Source organism: Paenibacillus wuxiensis (assembly GCF_040195695.1).
GTDB classification, from domain to species: Bacteria; Bacillota; Bacilli; order Paenibacillales; family Paenibacillaceae; genus Paenibacillus_B; species Paenibacillus_B suaedae.
Genome location: NZ_JBEFZI010000005.1, coordinates 281,374 through 299,010 on the forward strand (window position 1 = coordinate 281,374; position 17,637 = coordinate 299,010).

A 17,637-nucleotide genomic window follows, 5' to 3' on the forward strand; every position below is an offset into this window, starting at 1 on the left:
GCATAAGACTTGGGCGGCAGCTACCGACTTTCAAACAATGCAACTCGTCGATATAAGGGAGAGATATTCATGAGCGTGTATCCAATCGAACCACTTATTGAATCCTTTCGTGCAAGTGCCGATCCAGATAGAGCGTCAGCAATGTCCGCTTATATGCGAGATCAGTTTCCGTTTCTGGGCGTCCCTCAGCCTGTGCGCAAGCTATTGATTAAAGAGCATACGCAGTTGTACGGCAAGCCGCAGTCTGCAGAAGAGATATTGCATGCAGCCCAGCATTTATGGAATCTGGAGGAACGGGAATTTGCTTATGTTGCAATGGGACTATTAGAAGGTGGAGTGAAATTTTTCAATTTGGCACATATACATAGAATCGAGCAATTCATTGTAACCCGATCTTGGTGGGATACGGTTGATGGACTGGCAACCTGCACAGTGGGAGGGGTGGTGAAGCGATACCCTGAGGCTTGGGCGGAATATGCCGATCGCTGGATTCATTCGGATCAGATGTGGCTGAACCGCACAGGGATACTGTTTCAGTTGAAATACAAAGCTCAGACGAATACGAACTTGCTGCATCTGGCGATTCATACGCATATTGCATCGAAGGAATTTTTCTTGCAGAAGGCCATTGGCTGGGCATTGCGTGAGTATGCGAAGACAAATCCAGAATGGGTAAGGGATTATGTAGAGCTGCATGCGCTGATGCCGCTAAGCCGGCGTGAGGCATTGAAGAGATTGGAGAGCAGGTAATACAGCAGTAAGTGCGGCAGTGTGGCAAGCGGCTTGGTCTAGTTGTACAGATCCTTGGAGGCAAGTTTGTTCATATCTATCCACTAATCCATTTATATCCAACAAATCCATTCATATAAAAAAAGTATTGACGAGTTCCGTCCCCGTTTCTATAATACCAATTAAACAACTAGGGATTATTAGAATAAATAGACGAAGGGGTTGTAACGATGAAGGAACAGAACTGGATTACCCCGCAAGACTGGAATGTCTATGCGAGCTGGGGGGCTGCACTGCTGCTCGTCATCTTGCTGTGGTGGCTTGCGAAGAAGAAGGTTGGGTTCGGCCTTCGCGTACTGCTGGCCATGGCGCTTGGCTTGACCCTTGGAGCCATATTCGGGAAGTCTGCGGCAGATGTTAGTATTCTAGGCTCTATCTATGTCAGCTTAATTAAGATGGTTGTCATGCCGCTCGTATTTGCTGCGATTATTTCAAGTATTACCTCTGTGAAGGATCCGAATGTATTGAAGAAGCTTGGAACGAAGACCATTGCGTTGTTCCTGATTACGACTGCTATCGCGGCTGTTATCGGTCTCGGAACAGCTCTCGTTATTGATCCTGGTTCTGGTATTGCTCAGAGCTCGGAAGCGGCGCAGGGGTTCGAACAACGTGAGATCCCAACTTTCAAGCAAGTGCTGCTTGATCTCGTACCTTCCAACCCGATCAATGAGATGGCACAGGGCAAGGTCGTGCCGGTTATCATATTTGCGGCCTTCATTGCAGTGGCGATTACACTAGAGGGGCTGCGCAATCCCGAACGAGTACAGCCGATTCGCGCCTTCTTTCAATCTTTCTCCCATGTTATGTTCCGTGTGACGAAACTGGTTATTAAGCTTACTCCATACGGTGTGTTCGGGCTTATGACCTCGATGGCCGCCAAGTATGGATTATCGACCTTGAAGGAGCTTGCATGGTTTATTATAGCGGTCTATGTGGCGTGCTTGATTCATATGATTGTGACTTTCGGGTCGCTTGTCACCTTCGGTGCGCGTGTAAATCCAATTCGTTTCTTCAAGAAGGCGTATCCGACCATTGCAGTTGCTTTTACGACCCGCAGCAGCTACGCAACACTGCCCGTGAATCTAGAAGTGATTACGAAGCGAATGAAGGTGTCTGATCGAATTGCCAGCTTTGTGGCTCCGCTTGGCGCTACAATTAATATGAACGGGTGCGGTGGAATCTATCCGGCCATAGTTGCTGTGTTCATTGCCCGCGTATACGGTATTGACTTGAATATTGCCGATTACTTGCTCATCATTGGTGCAGCAACATTAGCGTCTGTTGGTGTAGCGGGTGTTCCCGGTCCAGCGTCCATCTCGACGACTGTCGTTCTCGTTCAGGCAGGCCTGCCGATTGAAGGATTTGCACTTGTTCTTGGTGTAGATGCAATCGTAGATATGGCGCGTACGGCAGTTAATGCGACAGGTACGACGGTTGCGTCCCTGCTGGTTGGCAAAAGTGAAGGCGAGTTCGATCGTGAGGCCTTCAATCGTGATGAGGATGATGATATTGAAGTTGGACGGGAAGCGAAGAACAGTCATAACACTGTAACCGTATAGCATCGAGGAAGAGGAGTGTCTTCTAGTCTGCAGCTAGAAGGTACTCTTTTTTTTATGAGGGCCTTAGGAAGGTTGGGTTGCTGTCGGTCGCAGTCGTTCCTTCACATCGCCAGTCATCCCACTAATTGGCTTATTGGAAGATGTGCCGCCTCTCATAGGAGTGCCACTAGATGCTTGCGTAATTCCATTCCTAAGTTATACCTGTATGTCACCCCAAAGGAGAAGCTTTATAACCCTCGCAGATGACTTTATAAAGAGCATCTGTATCACATCTGTACTATTCGCAATACCAATTCTATTGCGATATAATAGACTCTCAATCTGCAATTGATAGATTGGGAGAGGGGAAATACCAATGAGTCAGCATAGTATGACTGCGAAGTGTCTTGTATTTGCTCTGGGAACAGCAATTCTGCTCAGCGGCTGCCAAAGCCCGGACAAGACAGCAGTAACATCCGGACAAGAACAAGTTGACCCGGCATTGACACCAGCGCCGGATAATAATAAGCAGGGAGAAGGAAGCGGAGAGGGTCAAGGAGAGAAGGGCTCAGCCAATACCGATGACACAACATCCGTTACAGCCAAGCTAAAATCGGAATACGGACTCAGCTCCACGATTGAACAGCAAGGCGATAAGGCGGTTGTTACGAATCCAGAGTCCATCCTCGTTGTGGTCAATAAGGAGCGTTACTTGCCAGATGGTTATGAGCCGCCGGATCTTGTGGAGCCGAATGTGAAGTTCTCCTTCGAAGAGGCACATGAGAAGCGTCATATGCGCAAGGAAGCGGCAGAGGCGCTTGAGGAGATGTTCAAGCAGGCGAAGGAAGAGGGCGTGACGCTGCATGCCGTATCGGGTTACCGTTCTTTCAAGCGTCAGGAATCCCTATTCAATCATTACGTGAATACGCAAGGGAAGGAATATGCGGCCCGCGTTAGCGCAGTTCCTGGAACGAGCGAGCATCAGACGGGCCTCACGATGGATTTATCGAGTCCAAGCGTAGGCGATGTACTGGAAGAGGTATTCGGTGATTCGGATGAAGGGAAGTGGGTGGCTGAACACGCTCACGAATTCGGATTCATGATTCGCTATCCGAAGGACGGGGAGAGCATTACCGGTTATGTGTACGAGCCATGGCATGTCCGCTATGTTGGCAAGGAAGCAGCCAAGGCAGCTTATGACGGAAAATTGACGTTAGAACAGTTACTGCAATAATACAAATTATATTACTTAATACGAGAGGCTGAGCTTGGATTTCAAGCTCAGCCTCTCTTCATTCGATTCATCTGTCAACGATTGGGTGCACTACGAGGAAGCGTTCGATTGCTCGTCACGCTTCTCAGCCGCAAACCCTTCGATGCTGTGGCGGCGGCGCTCATTCTTGGCTTGCAAGTTATGGCGCTCTGTCGCGCTAATCTCTTCAGCATGCTCAGTTAAATACTGCTCAGTTTCATGCAGTTTGCTCGATGTGTTATCAATTGCATTCTGCAGACGAGCTGCGTTGTTAGAGCGATCATCGGGTTTGGCCATGTTCGTGGTCCTCCTTCGTGATGACAGTTATCGGTTGACGCCGGTGAACATGACAGATCAAGTCCTCCGACGTCATCGTTACGATGTGCAAATGGTGCGTGTTTTATCCAACCATTTCTCATCCCAGAGATGAACATCATCACTGCCTATGGGGAGCATTAGCACTATTGAGCATTCTCCCAAGGCAAGCCCTTCTGAATCGTGTTCGCCCAATCCTCGTGATTGTACGATAATATTTCTTTGCGCAGCTCCAGCATCTTCCGATCCAACTGATCGACTGCTCTTGCGGCCTCGGTTAACTCTTCTGTTACATGAGCCGGAACCTGCTGTTCGAACTTGTAGTAAATAATGTGTTCCAGACTTGCCCAGAAGTCCATGGCAAGCGTACGAAGCTGAATTTCAACATAGATCCAGCGTGTATCCTCGAATAATACGAGCGGCACTTGAACGATGACATGGAGACTCTGGTACCCATTGCTCTTCGGATTTTTGATATAATCCTTGATTTCCACGATACGAATATCTTCACGAGTCTTTAAATGTTCGAGTATGAGATAAATATCCTTAACGAAGGCGCAGACGATACGCATGCCTGCTACGTCATATATTTTGTCCACGATGGAATCCAGCGTCAATGGGAAGCCCTTGCGCTGCAGCTTGCTGAAAATGCTGTTAGGCTCCTTCAGACGCGTCTTAATATGTTCGATGGGCGGATAACCATTGCGTATTTTCCATTCCGCTTGAATGACCTTGATCTTAGTCTCCAGTTCTTCCAATGCAAGCTGATACAAGGTAGGCAACTGCTTTACCTGTTCGTATTGCTTCATAATCATATCGGTTTTGGACATGAAATATCCCCTCAATTTAGCACGGTATAGTAATCGGTTATTCGTCGTTTTTCTTCTATTCCTAAATAACAACATAGCATCTGATCCTATTGTACTGGATAAAGGGTGTGTATTTCAAAACTCAACTTTCGGGCGCAACCCTATATGACGATGTTCCAAGCATCCATGAGCAGTTGGCTTACTTCAGCCTTCTGTCCATGCACGATTGCTGGGGAACTGATGTACAACTGCTCGCGTGCCCTCGTTACGGCCACATAAGCAAGCCTGCGTTCCTCTTCAAGGAGCGTATCATTCGTAATTGCGTTTTCCGCCTCAGGACGGGAGATGTCATGCATCTGTTCTGCTCGTGGTCCTGTTCGCAGTGCCGCCGAGCGGTCTGGCGGGGCCCCCTTGCGAAGTGCTGTGCGGTGAGGGAGAATTCCATCGGCCGCACCGATTAGGAATACTTCAGGGAACTCCAGGCCCTTGGCGCGATGAATGGTCATGCAGGTGACGGCATCCTCCAGATCCCCGTCCTCTGCACGTTGCATCGCGGAAGGAGCTCTTGTCCCTGCCTGCATTGGTGCTCGTCCAGAAGGCAGAGAGCTGCCTGTTCGATGCTGTGCCCCATACTCGGGGTTCATCGCAACATACTTCTCCTTCAACTCGTCAATATGCTTCAGGAAGGCCTCGACAGTATCGAAGCGCTTGGCTGAGGACTCCAATTCCTCAAGCGTATCCGCTGCCCCTTCTTGATGAGCGGTTGATCGTTCTCCAGAAGATGCAGCCGTGAACTTGTCATAGAATTCGCGCCGCATCTCTCGTAGCGCGATATATGGCTTCATCGCAGCCAGCTTCTTAATAAGCTTAATGCGTGGCTTGACGGCCTCGCGCTGGAAGGAGGGCAGCTTGTCCCAGCTCTGCAGATGGATAAGCGGATATTTCTTGGCCTTGCTCCGCTCTGCTCCCATCAGATATTGCATGCCTGTCTCCCGCGGGATATATAGTGCGGCAACAGCGCTGTCCAGTGCGCTGAACTCACGCGGGGCAAGCGACAGCCGAAGATGGTCGATAAGCGGGCGAACAAGATTATGGTCATAGAAAAACGGCTCAGCTCCGAACTGGCGAAATGGAATGCCCTGTATCGTCAAGCATTCAATGAGTGCGCGGCTGGTATTCGCTGTTCGGTACAGGATAGCGAAGTCTCTCCACGTATGCGTACCGGCATTAACAGCCGCTTGAATATGATCGGCGATAATCTGTGCCTCTTCCTCCGCATCGCGGGGGCGAAGATAGCGCGGCGCACTTGGTGCATGCTCCTTATCTGTCACGACATGAACGCCAGTTGGAGTTCTCATCTGCTTCGGCAGCCGCTCTTCATTATGGGCAATGACCGCATTGCCTAGGCCAACAATGGCTGGTGTAGATCGGAAGTTAAAGTCGAGCGTAACCTGCTTCGCTGCAGGGTATTGATTTTTAAATTCCGTGATATAACGATGGCTTGCTCCATTAAAAGTGAATATCGTCTGATCGTCGTCACCGAAAACGGCTAAGTTTTGGTGCCCGTCGGTAATTCGTTGAAGTAGTTCATACTGCACAGGCGTCGTATCTTGAAATTCATCTACAAGCACATATTGGAAACGGCGGCGGAGACGCTCAAGCAAGTTAGCGTCTTCCTCCAGCAGCCGTAGAAGATCGATTAGGAGATCATCGAAGTCTTTGCACCCTTGCTGCGCTTTCTGTTCTTCGAAGCGAATAAGCGCACGTCGCATATCGAGTTCACTTGCATTTGTTGTTTTCCAATCAGTAGGCATCAGGCGGCGCGACTTGAGCGAGGAGAGCGCAGCGAGCGCCGTCTCGGCTTGCAGGGTATCATGCAGCCCGAGCTCTCGTAGTATGCGCTTCATCAAGCCATGCCGTCTGCGTTCCTCTGCCATCAGTTGGAAGGGAGGCGCATAAGCCTGCAGCAGCTTGAGAGCGAAAGAATGAAAGGTGCGTGCCTGAACCCTGCGAGCCATATCGCGTGTAACGCCGGGCAGCTTAGCAAGGCGCACTCGCATCTCCTGCGCAGCTTTATTTGTGAAGGTGACCAGCCATAGCGACTCCGGTGATACTCCACCGACGGTCATCAAATAGGCAGCGCGTGCAGTCAGCACGGATGTCTTGCCAGATCCGGCTCCTGCCAAACAGAGCAGGGGCCCGTCTATATGGCGCACTGCATCCCGCTGTGCGTCATGCAGGCGTATCCCTTGTCGCTCTAACGCAGCGAAGAAGTCTGCAGATGCAGGAGGCGCATCGTTGCCGTCATTGCTTGATTGAACGCAATCATGGCGAGAGACTGTGTATGGGTCTGCCGATCGCGCTGTAGGTACGGGTTGTTCCCTCTTTATACCAACTGGACGAGAGCGCCACTGGGCCCTGACCGTTTCTGATGAAGAAGGAGTGGTCATGATGGTGTATCTCCTTTATGATAGAAATAAGCGTTACATGATATTATACATGTTCTAGCAAGGCAGTGGACAGGGATACATGTTTTGCCTGAGCCATGCATACGTTGTTGTTGAAGACGTTGTAATGACAAGTTCAAGGCAGAGAATAGCGCATGGTCGTGGCGATGGGTTTCACATCGCTAATACTGCGTTTATTAGTTTAACAGAGGAATTTTGCCGTAATGGCAGTTGAAAGGAGATATTGGGATGAACCGCTTTATACAAGTAATTAAAGATGGTGCTTCCAAAGCATCGGAAAAAGCGCATAACATGATGGAAATGAACCGGGTTCAAGCCCAAATAGTAGCTAAGCGCAAAGAATGGAAGCAGAATGTCTATGATATCGGCGAACTCGTATATGATGCCTATAAAAAGAATGACTTAACACTTGCGGAGGAAGGTTTGAAGGAAATTGCTAAGCTGAATCTGCTCGTTGAAGAAGAGATGAAGCTTCTGGATTGGAAGGTAAGCGAGCTGCGTAAGCAGAAGCGATGCGAATGCGGCGAAATTGCCCCATTTTCGGCTAATTATTGTTCGGTATGCGGACGCAAGCTGCCAGAGCCGCCACAAGTGGAGGAAGAAGAGATTGATGAGCTCGGCATGGCCTTCCTGAAGGCCAAGCGGGAAGAGCAAGAGGAGGCGGCTGCTGCTCAAGAGGCTGTGCGTTATCCGGAACATACCGATTATAAGGAGCATGACTATACGTACGAGGAAGAGGAAGAAGATGAGCATGTATTGGAGCCGCATGCGGAAGACTCTCAGAGCAGTGCATCTTCCGATCAAGGCCGGCTTAAACAAGGTGGAGCGGTCGATCGGGATCATGATGACTTGAACGTAACGGTCGGCGGTCGCCGAATTACCATTATGAAAGAAGAAGAAATAGCGGGTCGACGCTGTTCGAACTGCAACAGCACGGCAGACGAGGAAGCCAAATGGTGTGAACGGTGCGGGACGCCATTCGTATAAGCATCTGGTTCCGTTGCACCATTCACTTCGCGTAAGTTGAGGCAGTACAGACTGACAACAACCCAGCTGCAAGAAGTCTAAACTGGGAATGGGGAAATGTGTATCAGTCAGCTTATATGCATGGAATGACAATAGGGGCCTGCCATCTATGGAAATACGGCGGCCTCTTTTTCATTGTACGAGCAATACGAGTAAGGAGACATCTAGAGCAGGAGGAGTACGATGGAAGGTCAAGGCCTAATTACACATTTACGTTCATTGGGATTTACCGAGATGGAAGCTAAAATTATTGTCAGTCTATCCGAACAAGGTGCGATGACGGGGTATGAGGTTGCTAAGAAACTAGGCGTGTCGCGCTCTAATGTATATGCAGCATTACAGCGGCTCGTTGATCATGGAGTCATTCTGCATCGGGATGGAGAACCCTCTCACTATGCGGCATTGCAGCCGGAGGAATTGACGCGCATATTAGCCTCTCGATTAGATTCATCGCTTCACTATATTCGGGAGCACATGCCCGTGACAGAAGCGGTTGAGACTTCGTTCTACAGTATCGAAGGTGAGCGGGCGGTTATCGAGACCGTGAAACGCGTACTGCAGGAGGCTAAGCTGGAAATTATCGCAGATGTGTGGCCAGAGGATGCGACCTTAATTCGGGAGCACTTGGCACTTGCTGAGGCGCGGGGAGTGAAGGTGCTGTGGTCCATCGCGGGTTCGGAGGACAATGCAAGTATGCGGGTGCCTTCCTTGTTCGATGCAGATGGCATGCGTCACACGCGTCCTTTTGCATTTATTATTGATCGTAAGGAAGCATTGGTTGGGTCAATGGGGGAAGGTGTGGCAACGAAGGCACTGCTTACAGAGCATGCAGCGATCACCCGGCTTGTCTTAGGGAAGTTCGTACAGGATCTCGTATTGTACGAATGGCAAAGCGAGATGGGGGCTGAAGATGCAGAGGCATTTAACAAGCGGATCCAAGCGGTCATCTCATCGTATTTTGATTAACATCAATCGTGACAGATAAGTGAAAAATGACCAAAACCCGAAACCGGTCAAAGTATCTTTACGTATAGAAACATATCGGAACGACTAGTATACCAGCAAGCCAAATCGGTGTTTGACATAGATACATGTAATGGATGTTGAAAGACTTCATATGCATGTAAAGTATGTGCCGATCTTCTTTCGGAGAAGATACGAGGAAGGACAGCTTCGCTAAGAGACAGCAAGAGGAGGGCATCGTATGGAGTGCATTGTACATTTTGAAGTTGTTCATCACGGAACTGACGATATCGCGAAGCTTCGCGGCCTAGTTATGACACCGGATAAAGAGAAGCCAACTGTGGATGATATGCAGGAAATGCTGCGCATGATGGGGTATGAAGTTCATTGTACGGATGAAGCAGCGCTTCGCTTCGAGCCAGATCGCGCGGGTACAGATGTAGAAGAAATTCGGATTAAAAAAGTGGATATGGGCGAGGAAGTATATACGCCAGATATGCAGCTTCGCGCGATTGCGGAGCAGCTTATGAGCAAGCCGAACCGTTCCATATAGCAATGTAGTCTCGCTATATCCGATTGGACAAAAAAGGCCTTCTTCCTACAGACATCATCACGAGGATGGTGTGGTGCAGCAAGAAGGTCTTTTGTTGAATGATCTTAAATGGAGAACTTGCGGTACGTGCTCGTTACGCTTTGGCTTCGGACTCGTTCAGGATAGAAGTACAGTGTCCGCAGCGAGTAGCTTCCTTCGGAATTTCCGACAGGCAGTACGGGCAAGACTTTGTTGTCTCCTCTGCAGGTGCTTCGGGCTTCTTGCGATGAAGCGCATTGATCCCTTTAATAAGCAGGAACACAGAGAAGGCCACAAGGATGAAGTCGATAATAATACTAATAAATTGGCCGTATGCGATAACGGGAATTCCCGCTGCTTGTGCTTGCGCCAATGACGATACGTCTTGATCGCTCAAGTTAAGGAACAAATCCTTAAAGTTGACTCCGCCCATCAACAGTCCGAGTGGAGGCATAATGAGATCGTTGACAACCGAAGTCACGATCTTATTGAAGGCACCGCCGAGAATAACACCGACTGCTAGATCGATAACGTTGCCTCGCATTGCAAATTGCTTAAATTCTCCGAAAAATGATTTGACTTTTGATTCTCCCACGAATGGTTCCCCTTTCTCATGTAGGCATTACCATGTAATACTTACCCTTAATCGCGATACAGAAACAGTTTTTTAGACAATCTTCGATTCGTAATGATGACTTGATGAAGGCTGAAGCATGAGCAGCTTATGTCTACCAATTGCAGCTTGGAGCGGAGTAGTGCCAATCCGTTCCCCATCACCATAAGCAACGCGATCGTTCGATGAAGTGATATGAACATCATGTCCGCGCAGCATCGAGACATAAGGCAGATTCACATGCTTGCCGGAAAATACGGTCGGGAATAGCTTCATTAAGGTCCAACGGGTGCAGCTGTGTACAATGCATATATCCAGCTCTCCGTCATGTGGGTCAGCTTGTGGACTGATACGGATTCCTCCCCCGTAGGAAGAGGAGTTGGCGATAGCCGTTAGCCACACGTTGTCAAAATGATGTATGGTACCGTTGATTGTAATGGAGGCTCTTGCGGGCTTGAACGTGAACATCGCGATGACCGCGCCGATCAAATAGGCAGCGGAGCCTATTCGAAGTTGGTTGCACCAACGCTTATAACGGCTCTGGTTGACGGCTTCTGCTACTTCCGCATCAAATCCTGTCGCCAAAGCGGTCAATGTCCACTTGTCGTTGATCTCGATCAGATCGACAGCATTTCGCTGCCCGTGAAGAATGGTATGCAATGCTTGCAATGGTTCAGTAGGTATATGAAATCCTCGAGCGGTATCATTGCCTGAGCCAGCAGGAATAACTCCTAATGCAGCTTGGGTACCTGCTAGAATTGGCAGTAGTCGATGAATCGTTCCATCTCCGCCGAGTACCACTATCGTAGAACGAGGGTATTTCGTAAGATGAGCACTTACGTGCATCTCTGCTTCTTCGGGTGTTGCTGTCACGCAGGAGGTATATTCGATCTCTAGCTGCTGCATGCGCGACTCTATCAATTGCCATGTGCGCAGCCCTTTTCCATTGCCTGCATGTTGATTGATTACAAAGAGCATCAAGATTCCATCTCTCCCATGTTTGCCGAATCCAAGACGTTTCATACGGGCACTATATTAAGATTGCACTGACTATTATTCTGTTTACTGCTATTCCATAATAGCAGAACGTTCTCTGTTTGGGGTGATTTTCGGGCAGGAAGTTTATATCAAATGTAAATGTTTGTGAGAGAGATTCATGAACATCGTTCAAAATTGAGTATTTCTTGCTCGTGTCGAAAAGGGAAAATGGGGAAGCCGTCGAATGGATATAAGAAACATTTTCCATATTTGCTCATGTGAATAGTTCAGGGGAGGGACAAGGTAATGTCCATGTTCAACCGTTTCCTAGGGAGCATTGGTCTTGGCACAGCCCAGATCGATACGCTTCTGGAACGTGGAAGATATGCACCGGGCGAGGAATTGCGTGGAATTGTGAAGCTGCGGGGAGGCCATATCCCACAGTATGTCGAGCGCCTTGAGCTTGTATTAATGACGGAGTATGCGCGCCAATTGGATGGTCGAAGTGAGCGCAGTTATTGTGAGCTTGAGCGCTATACAATCTGTGAATCCTTCACGCTAAGTACGAGTGAGACGAAGGATGAGTCATTCTCCATTGTATTGCCGAATCGGGTTCCACTTACGATTGATAACACCCCTGTATGGCTGATGATAGAGCTAGGCATAGACCGTACTAGCGACATCGAGCCAAATGACCACGATCGAATCGAAATTATCCCTACGGTCGAGCAGAGCATTGTAATTGACGGTGTGAACCGACTTGGCTTCCGACTGCGGACTGCGGACTGTATTCATGCCCCACGAATCGGCGGTAAATTCCCATTTGTACAGCAATTCGAATTCATTCCTACCTCTTATTTTCGCGGAGAAGTTGAAGAGATGGAGCTCATCTTTTTGGCGGCAGAACACCAGACAGAACTACTCGTTTATCTCAATGGACGTGCGCGTAATGTGCGGGGGATACTTGTAGATACGGATACGACAGTTGATCATTTCCTTCGCTTTTCGCTTACGAACCTCGAATGGCGCAGCATGGGGGCTGAAGGCTTCGCGGGTGAACTGGCAGAAATGATCCGACAGTACTTGTAATTGCTCCAGATGTGCAAGGTAAGATTGCCTCACGCTTCAACCGATTGGCTATATGAATCGAATATACATAACGAAGGGAGAGATTCGGAGCTGTAGACAGCTTGGAATTTCTCCCTATCATTTTAAGGAAGTATGAACATATGCGGCTTATTTATCGCCACGGTCGGTATGCTTGCGCGGACTCGTTTGCTTGGACTGCTTCTGCCTTGTCTCATCTGATTTGGCAATAAGCCGCTGATCCGTCTCACCCGTGTGGTGATTGTCGAACAAATATTGCTGGAGCTCCCACTCCGAAGCACCAAGCTGAGGATCAGATGGGAAGGTCTGACCGCGGTGCAATACTTCCTCGCGTCCCCATTCATTGGCATAGATGCCGTCCACTTCAACATGCTCCCTCGATATCGGATTCATCTTATGGTCATTTTCAGTCATGCAGGTCATGAGCTCCTTTCGTTTGCTGCGTGCAAGCGGCAAGCTTCAGGTGATGGATCATCACCTCATTGAATGCTCTTATTAAGGTGCCCTGCCTACTTGAAAATATCCTGTGATGAATACAAAGGAAACGAATCAGTTATTTAAAGAATGAGCGATTCGATTCCTTAGTAAATGATGTCTACAGCTTCTAGAGTTGATAATGAGCTTCGAGCTTCTTCCCGCCGAGCCAGAGCAGGAACAGAACAGCAACCGCGACTAGAATGCGCCATGGCTGATGGATAAATCCCTGCCAGTCGTGGCCGATGAAGGCCATGATGAATATGACAACCGACTTCCCGGCAAATACGGCACAAATGAATGTACGAAACGGGATCGTGCTAATTCCTGCTGCGATATTGATTAGCGCTGATGGTGTGAATGGGAAACAATATAAGATGAACAATGGTGTGAATCCTTTGGTCTCCAACCACGAGAAGAATCGCTGCGATGAAGGCATGTTCTTCTGCAGGTAAGCGCTGAACCGGCCGCCGAACTTACGAGCCAGCCAGAATACAAGGCAAGCCCCAAGGCTTGCGCCAATCCAGGAATAGAGGAAGCCAAGCCCTAAGCCGTATGCTGCTGCATTTGCCATAACAAATACGATAAGCGGCAAGAAAGGCAGGATGGCCTCCACGAGCGGGAGCAATATGCCAGGTAACGGCCCCAAGTTCGAATATTGCTGCATCCAATGCTCGACTTGATTGATATCCAAATGTTTAAGCCAACTGATTGTGTTATGTATCCACTCCCACAAAACAAGTTCCTCCCGATGTTGAAACTACAGTTCCTTACGCTGTTGCTTAGTACATGTAACGTATGAGCGTTCTAATAGTTTCATTGTCTTGAATCTACAGCGGTTCATGAATTAGATAAAATAGAAACCTCATTACAATTTCCGGAACTCACCGAAACTCGCTGCATAATGGTTCGTTGAAGCTATTGCTCGGCAAACCAGCGTGATGGAAACAGCAAATACACGATGGAGACGATACCGAACAATGCCGCGCTAACCCATACGACCATGCTGGCAGACGTGGCGCTCGCAATGAAGCCCCCGAGAACGGGGCCGATGAGAACGCCAATGCCCTCCACAGTGGATAACAGACTCCATCCCAGTCCCTTCTGACCAGGTGGGACATAGAGGGCGAGCAGTGCATTCCACGCGGGAAGCACTGCTGAATATGACAGGCCAAGAACCACGGCAAGTCCGTAAGCCACCAACTTCGACGGGTGCAGTGACAATGAGGCAAGCGTCAAGGCGAATATGCCGAATCCAATCACAAGGAATGGCTTGCGGCTGCTCTTATCCGACCATTTGCCCATCGGGACTAGCCCAAGTACTGTACAGCCGCCGCCGAGGAGCAGAAGAAGTGAGTATTCTCTGTGCTCGGTGAATGATAAAGACTCTGCAACAAATGTGGGCAGAATCGGCACAAGCATGCTTGCTCCGAGTGTTTGCAGAATCATGCCGGGCAGCAGCGGCTTGATCGCCTTCAGCTTCTCGCGCAGTGCCTCCCACTGCTCACGAAATGGAACGGAAATACGTTCAGCTTGCTTGCCGCCTGCGACAAAAAAGCTAAGCAGCCAAGCGACAGTGGACAAGGCAACAAGCAGCCAATAAGAGATTTCAGGCTTATAGTCTAGGATAAGGTTCAACACGACAGGGCCGGCGCCCATCCCAACCAGCCATATCATATAGAGGAAGCCCATTTGGGCAGCTCGTTGATCTTCTTTTACCTTCGTTAAGCAGACAATCCATACGGGAGATATTCCAACGCCATATAAGGCAGCTGCCAAGATGAACACCCATGGAATATTTCCGTAATGGAACAGAGCAATCCCTGTCAGTGAAATAAGCAATCCTATATTAATAATCAATCTGGCGGGGAAACGATCCAGCAAATATCCGATAGCTGTCTTAAGCAGCGTATCCGTCAAGTAATGTGCGGTAGTCGCGGCCCCGATAATGGCAAGGCTAATGTACAGTATGTTCTGGCCATAGATAGGGATGAATGAAACGAGCGCTGCTCCTCGCACAAATTCAACGAAGAATAAGATGACGGCTAGCAGCACGATGTCCCTTCCCATGCCTAATGCACGAATTTTTTTCACATACAACGCCCCTTTCCTGATTGTACCATTATATCGTGCGGCACAAGCCCTCGCCAGCAGCGATAGTCGGATTGAATATTAAGAAAATGTAGCAGCAGACAACAGCTGCTCTTCCATCCAACGCTTCGGATGTCTCCACCGGCATACATAAGGATTGCCAGCGAACACGGCAGTAAGGGAGCGCGACGGCACTACATATATCACTTGTCCGCCATGACCAACTGCACAAGCTGCCTCCTCGCTGCCTAATTGGTGGAGCCACCATTGGTAGCCGTAGGCGCCAAAAGCCGGAATGCCAGGTGAATAGGGGCGATGCGATTCCGCAATCCATGCAGAGGGTATGACGTGAATGCGCTCGTCTGATCCTTCATTACCAGCAGGTTGGATGGAACCACCGTCTAGTATGAGCTGGCCGAATCGAAGCATATCTGGGCCAGTCAGCCAGAGCCCAACATGGCCTGCTGCATGCCCGTCAGGGGATAAGTCCCAGCGGTAATGATCGATGCCTATTGGAGATAGGAGATGCGCTCTTGCATATTCATCTGCACGTATCCCAGTGCAAGAGGTGAGCAGAACCGATAACAGATGGGAATCAATGCTCCGATATTGAAATTGTCCGAACCGTTCGGGATGGACGGGCAGTCGCAGCGCATACTTTACCCAGCTGCTGCTGTTATGGAAGCTGCGTATCCAGCGCTCTCCGAGTCGATTGCCTGTCTCCCATAGCAAGCCTGATGTCATTGTAAGCAAATGCTTGAAGGTAATGCGGTGCCACCAAGTATCTTTCTGGCGTTTGCCCACGATGTCTTGCGGCAAATAGTCAGCAATTGGTTCATGCAGCGAAGGCATGTCCCCACGATGAACGGCAATGCCCACGAGTGTTGAGATAAAGCTTTTGGTAGCGGAACGCAGATCATAGAATTGCCCAGGTCTTACCCCTTCGGCATACACCTCTGCGATTACTTGTCCATGACGCGCACACGCGAAGTAATACATACGGGGGAATAATTTAGGCAGCGTACCCAATGCCTGCTGCAATTTACCATGGTCAAATCCAGCCTGTTCCGCTGCGTAAGCTTGAATTGGACTTGAGGGATGCTGATTCATTTGAGATTGCTCCTGTTTATTGTAGTAGTGATGGAATTTAAGCCTTACGACAGCATGATTACGCGTTGTATGTTAACTCTAATGTTGTTACTAGCATACCCAATGGAGAAATGATTAAGATATGTTGGTGTGATTTTGCAGCTCGGCTGAATATGATATACTAGAACTAAAAGGTTGCAAATTCCAGTAAGTGAAGCGATAGTCCAATTGGTTCTCCGTTGCGGGGCATGATCTACAACGCTTTGGGAGGGAATTTTCATGGCAACAAAAGGTCACAACGAAGTGAAAGAAAGCTTGTTGGAGATGACACGTATTTTCCGTCCGAAGAATCCTCGGAAATTCGTGAAGGAGTACATCCGGAAGTACCGGATTATGGGTGGCTATGAAGATGAATTAACTCAGCTTGTAGAATTGGAAATGTGCAAAATGGATTCCAGTGTGTCGTAACGTCATAACCGTCTCTGATCAGACATTACGAGGAACTGAAGTGCTAACCTGCGAATGTAAGGAATAACTGAGAATACGTACAGAGTAGGCGCGCCGGTAAATCGGGGCGCCTTGTTTGCGTATGTATGGGTTAAATGAAGGGGTTCCAATAGTGCTTCTATAACAGATGATCCCGTGCATATACTTATCATTGGGACATGTAACGTTGGGGGAGTAAGCGATGGAGAATACGAAGACTGCTGCGCAGCTAGAGCTGATGCAGAAGGCAGGATACTTGGCAGCCCGCTGTCATCGTGAAGTGGCGTCAAGGCTCGCACCTGGCGTTACAACGGTGGAAATTGACCAGTTCGTAGAGAGCTGGTTATTGCAGCAGGGAGCAACTGCTGAGCAGAAAGGGTATTATGGATATCCGTATGCAACATGCGCATCAGTGAATCAGGTTGTATGCCATGGATTCCCGTCTGCAAAACCTCTTAAATCAGGTGACCTCGTTACGATAGATTTTGTGGTGAATTACAAAGGATGGCTCGCAGATATGGCATGGACCTATGGAATTGGCCACATACAACCTGAGGCCAAGCGTCTTATGCAACAGACACTTCATGCATTACGATACGCAGCGAAGCTGGCGACCCCTGGAAGGGCGGTTGGGGATATAGCGGCTGCGATCGGACGAATGGGGCGTGATGCGGGCTATGGAGTCGTTACTGCGCTTGTGGGGCATGGTATTGGGCAGTCTATTCATGAACCTCCTGAAATTCCGAATGATGGATGGCCTGGACGTGGGCCTAATTTGGAAGAAGGGATGGTCATAACGCTTGAACCGATATTTACGCTAGGTACATCTGGTGATGTGATTCTGGGTGCAGATGGATGGTCTGTTGCTACATGTGACGGTTCCTGGGGAGCGCACTTCGAGCATACCGTAGCGGTGACTGCAGATGGACCGCGTATTTTGACTTGTCTTCCATTTACACCAGGGGGAAAGAATAATTCGTCATGGACTTAGGATAGGGCAAATCAACTATATACCCATAATTATATAGGTAGAAATATGAGGGAGCGATGCGGCCTGCATCCCTCCCT

At 49.0% G+C, this 17,637-nt stretch carries 18 protein-coding genes; 9 read left to right on the plus strand and 9 right to left on the minus strand.

Translation table 11 applies throughout. The features are described 5' to 3' along the window. The first annotated feature begins 69 nt into the window (after positions 1–69). From ABN764_RS12885 to ABN764_RS12895, 3 genes are all read left to right on the plus strand, one after another. Positions 70–750: a DNA alkylation repair protein gene (locus tag ABN764_RS12885; protein WP_446672103.1), complete on the plus strand. Its 681-nt coding sequence runs from the start codon at positions 70–72 to the stop codon at positions 748–750. A 209-nt stretch (positions 751–959) separates the two neighbouring features. Beyond that, positions 960–2,348, plus strand: a complete 1,389-nt coding sequence (locus ABN764_RS12890; protein WP_174808097.1) for a dicarboxylate/amino acid:cation symporter — start codon at positions 960–962, stop codon at positions 2,346–2,348. Between the two features lie 355 nt (positions 2,349–2,703). Beyond that, a complete protein-coding gene (locus ABN764_RS12895; protein WP_446672104.1) occupies positions 2,704–3,561 on the plus strand; it encodes a M15 family metallopeptidase in 858 nt (285 codons plus the stop codon). 90 nt (positions 3,562–3,651) lie between these two features. On the opposite strand, the gene tlp is transcribed toward ABN764_RS12895, so the two are convergent. The 3 genes from tlp to ABN764_RS12910 all read right to left on the minus strand — a co-directional run bounded on the left by tlp (position 3,652) and on the right by ABN764_RS12910 (position 7,153). Further along, positions 3,652–3,876 carry a small acid-soluble spore protein Tlp gene (gene tlp, locus ABN764_RS12900; protein ID WP_021256236.1) on the minus strand — a complete coding sequence of 75 codons (225 nt, stop codon included), beginning with the start codon at positions 3,874–3,876 and terminating at the stop codon, positions 3,652–3,654. Positions 3,877–4,040: 164 nt separating this feature from the next. After that, positions 4,041–4,724: a GTP pyrophosphokinase gene (locus tag ABN764_RS12905; RefSeq protein ID WP_021261278.1), complete on the minus strand. Its 684-nt coding sequence runs from the start codon at positions 4,722–4,724 to the stop codon at positions 4,041–4,043. A 140-nt stretch (positions 4,725–4,864) separates the two neighbouring features. Continuing rightward, on the minus strand, positions 4,865–7,153 hold the full coding sequence (locus ABN764_RS12910; protein WP_446672105.1) for an ATP-dependent helicase: 2,289 nt from the start codon (positions 7,151–7,153) through the stop codon (positions 4,865–4,867). 246 nt (positions 7,154–7,399) lie between these two features. On the opposite strand from ABN764_RS12910, the gene ABN764_RS12915 reads away from it, so the two are divergent. From ABN764_RS12915 to ABN764_RS12925, 3 genes are all read left to right on the plus strand, one after another. Then, positions 7,400–8,158 carry a zinc ribbon domain-containing protein gene (locus ABN764_RS12915; protein WP_174811573.1) on the plus strand — a complete coding sequence of 253 codons (759 nt, stop codon included), beginning with the start codon at positions 7,400–7,402 and terminating at the stop codon, positions 8,156–8,158. Between the two features lie 222 nt (positions 8,159–8,380). Beyond that, a complete protein-coding gene (locus ABN764_RS12920; RefSeq protein WP_446672106.1) occupies positions 8,381–9,163 on the plus strand; it encodes a TrmB family transcriptional regulator in 783 nt (260 codons plus the stop codon). Positions 9,164–9,401: 238 nt separating this feature from the next. Beyond that, entirely contained in the window at positions 9,402–9,713 is a 312-nt protein-coding gene (locus ABN764_RS12925; protein ID WP_028533563.1) for a hypothetical protein, read from the plus strand. Between the two features lie 133 nt (positions 9,714–9,846). On the opposite strand, the gene mscL is transcribed toward ABN764_RS12925, so the two are convergent. Both mscL and ABN764_RS12935 read right to left on the minus strand, forming a co-directional pair. Further along, positions 9,847–10,326 (minus strand): large conductance mechanosensitive channel protein MscL, encoded by a 480-nt coding sequence (mscL, locus tag ABN764_RS12930; RefSeq protein ID WP_021256230.1) that lies wholly within the window; start codon positions 10,324–10,326, stop codon positions 9,847–9,849. Positions 10,327–10,398: 72 nt separating this feature from the next. Next, entirely contained in the window at positions 10,399–11,322 is a 924-nt protein-coding gene (locus ABN764_RS12935; RefSeq protein WP_051250017.1) for a diacylglycerol/lipid kinase family protein, read from the minus strand. A gap of 306 nt (positions 11,323–11,628) precedes the next feature. Here ABN764_RS12935 and ABN764_RS12940 point away from each other — a divergent pair, with 306 nt between their 5' ends. Next, the gene (locus ABN764_RS12940) at positions 11,629–12,411 is read left to right on the plus strand and encodes a sporulation protein (RefSeq protein WP_174810685.1); all 783 of its coding nucleotides are present in this window, start codon (positions 11,629–11,631) and stop codon (positions 12,409–12,411) included. A gap of 147 nt (positions 12,412–12,558) precedes the next feature. Here the strand turns inward: ABN764_RS12940 and ABN764_RS12945 are convergent, their stop codons facing one another. The 4 genes from ABN764_RS12945 to ABN764_RS12960 form a co-directional block, all read right to left on the minus strand. After that, positions 12,559–12,843, minus strand: coding sequence for a hypothetical protein (locus ABN764_RS12945; protein WP_021256227.1), 285 nt, complete (start codon positions 12,841–12,843; stop codon positions 12,559–12,561). 190 nt (positions 12,844–13,033) lie between these two features. Next, positions 13,034–13,639, minus strand: a complete 606-nt coding sequence (locus tag ABN764_RS12950) for a TVP38/TMEM64 family protein (protein WP_021256226.1) — start codon at positions 13,637–13,639, stop codon at positions 13,034–13,036. 182 nt (positions 13,640–13,821) lie between these two features. Next, positions 13,822–14,997 (minus strand): MFS transporter, encoded by a 1,176-nt coding sequence (locus ABN764_RS12955; RefSeq protein ID WP_446672107.1) that lies wholly within the window; start codon positions 14,995–14,997, stop codon positions 13,822–13,824. 78 nt (positions 14,998–15,075) lie between these two features. Further along, positions 15,076–16,104 (minus strand): serine hydrolase domain-containing protein, encoded by a 1,029-nt coding sequence (locus ABN764_RS12960; protein ID WP_446672108.1) that lies wholly within the window; start codon positions 16,102–16,104, stop codon positions 15,076–15,078. Between the two features lie 258 nt (positions 16,105–16,362). Here ABN764_RS12960 and ABN764_RS12965 point away from each other — a divergent pair, with 258 nt between their 5' ends. Together ABN764_RS12965 and map are read left to right on the plus strand one after the other, a co-directional pair. Next, a complete protein-coding gene (locus ABN764_RS12965) occupies positions 16,363–16,551 on the plus strand; it encodes a hypothetical protein (RefSeq protein ID WP_021256223.1) in 189 nt (62 codons plus the stop codon). A 220-nt stretch (positions 16,552–16,771) separates the two neighbouring features. Continuing rightward, the gene (gene map / locus ABN764_RS12970) at positions 16,772–17,560 is read left to right on the plus strand and encodes a type I methionyl aminopeptidase (protein ID WP_021256222.1); all 789 of its coding nucleotides are present in this window, start codon (positions 16,772–16,774) and stop codon (positions 17,558–17,560) included. The last annotated feature ends 77 nt before the right edge of the window (positions 17,561–17,637 follow it).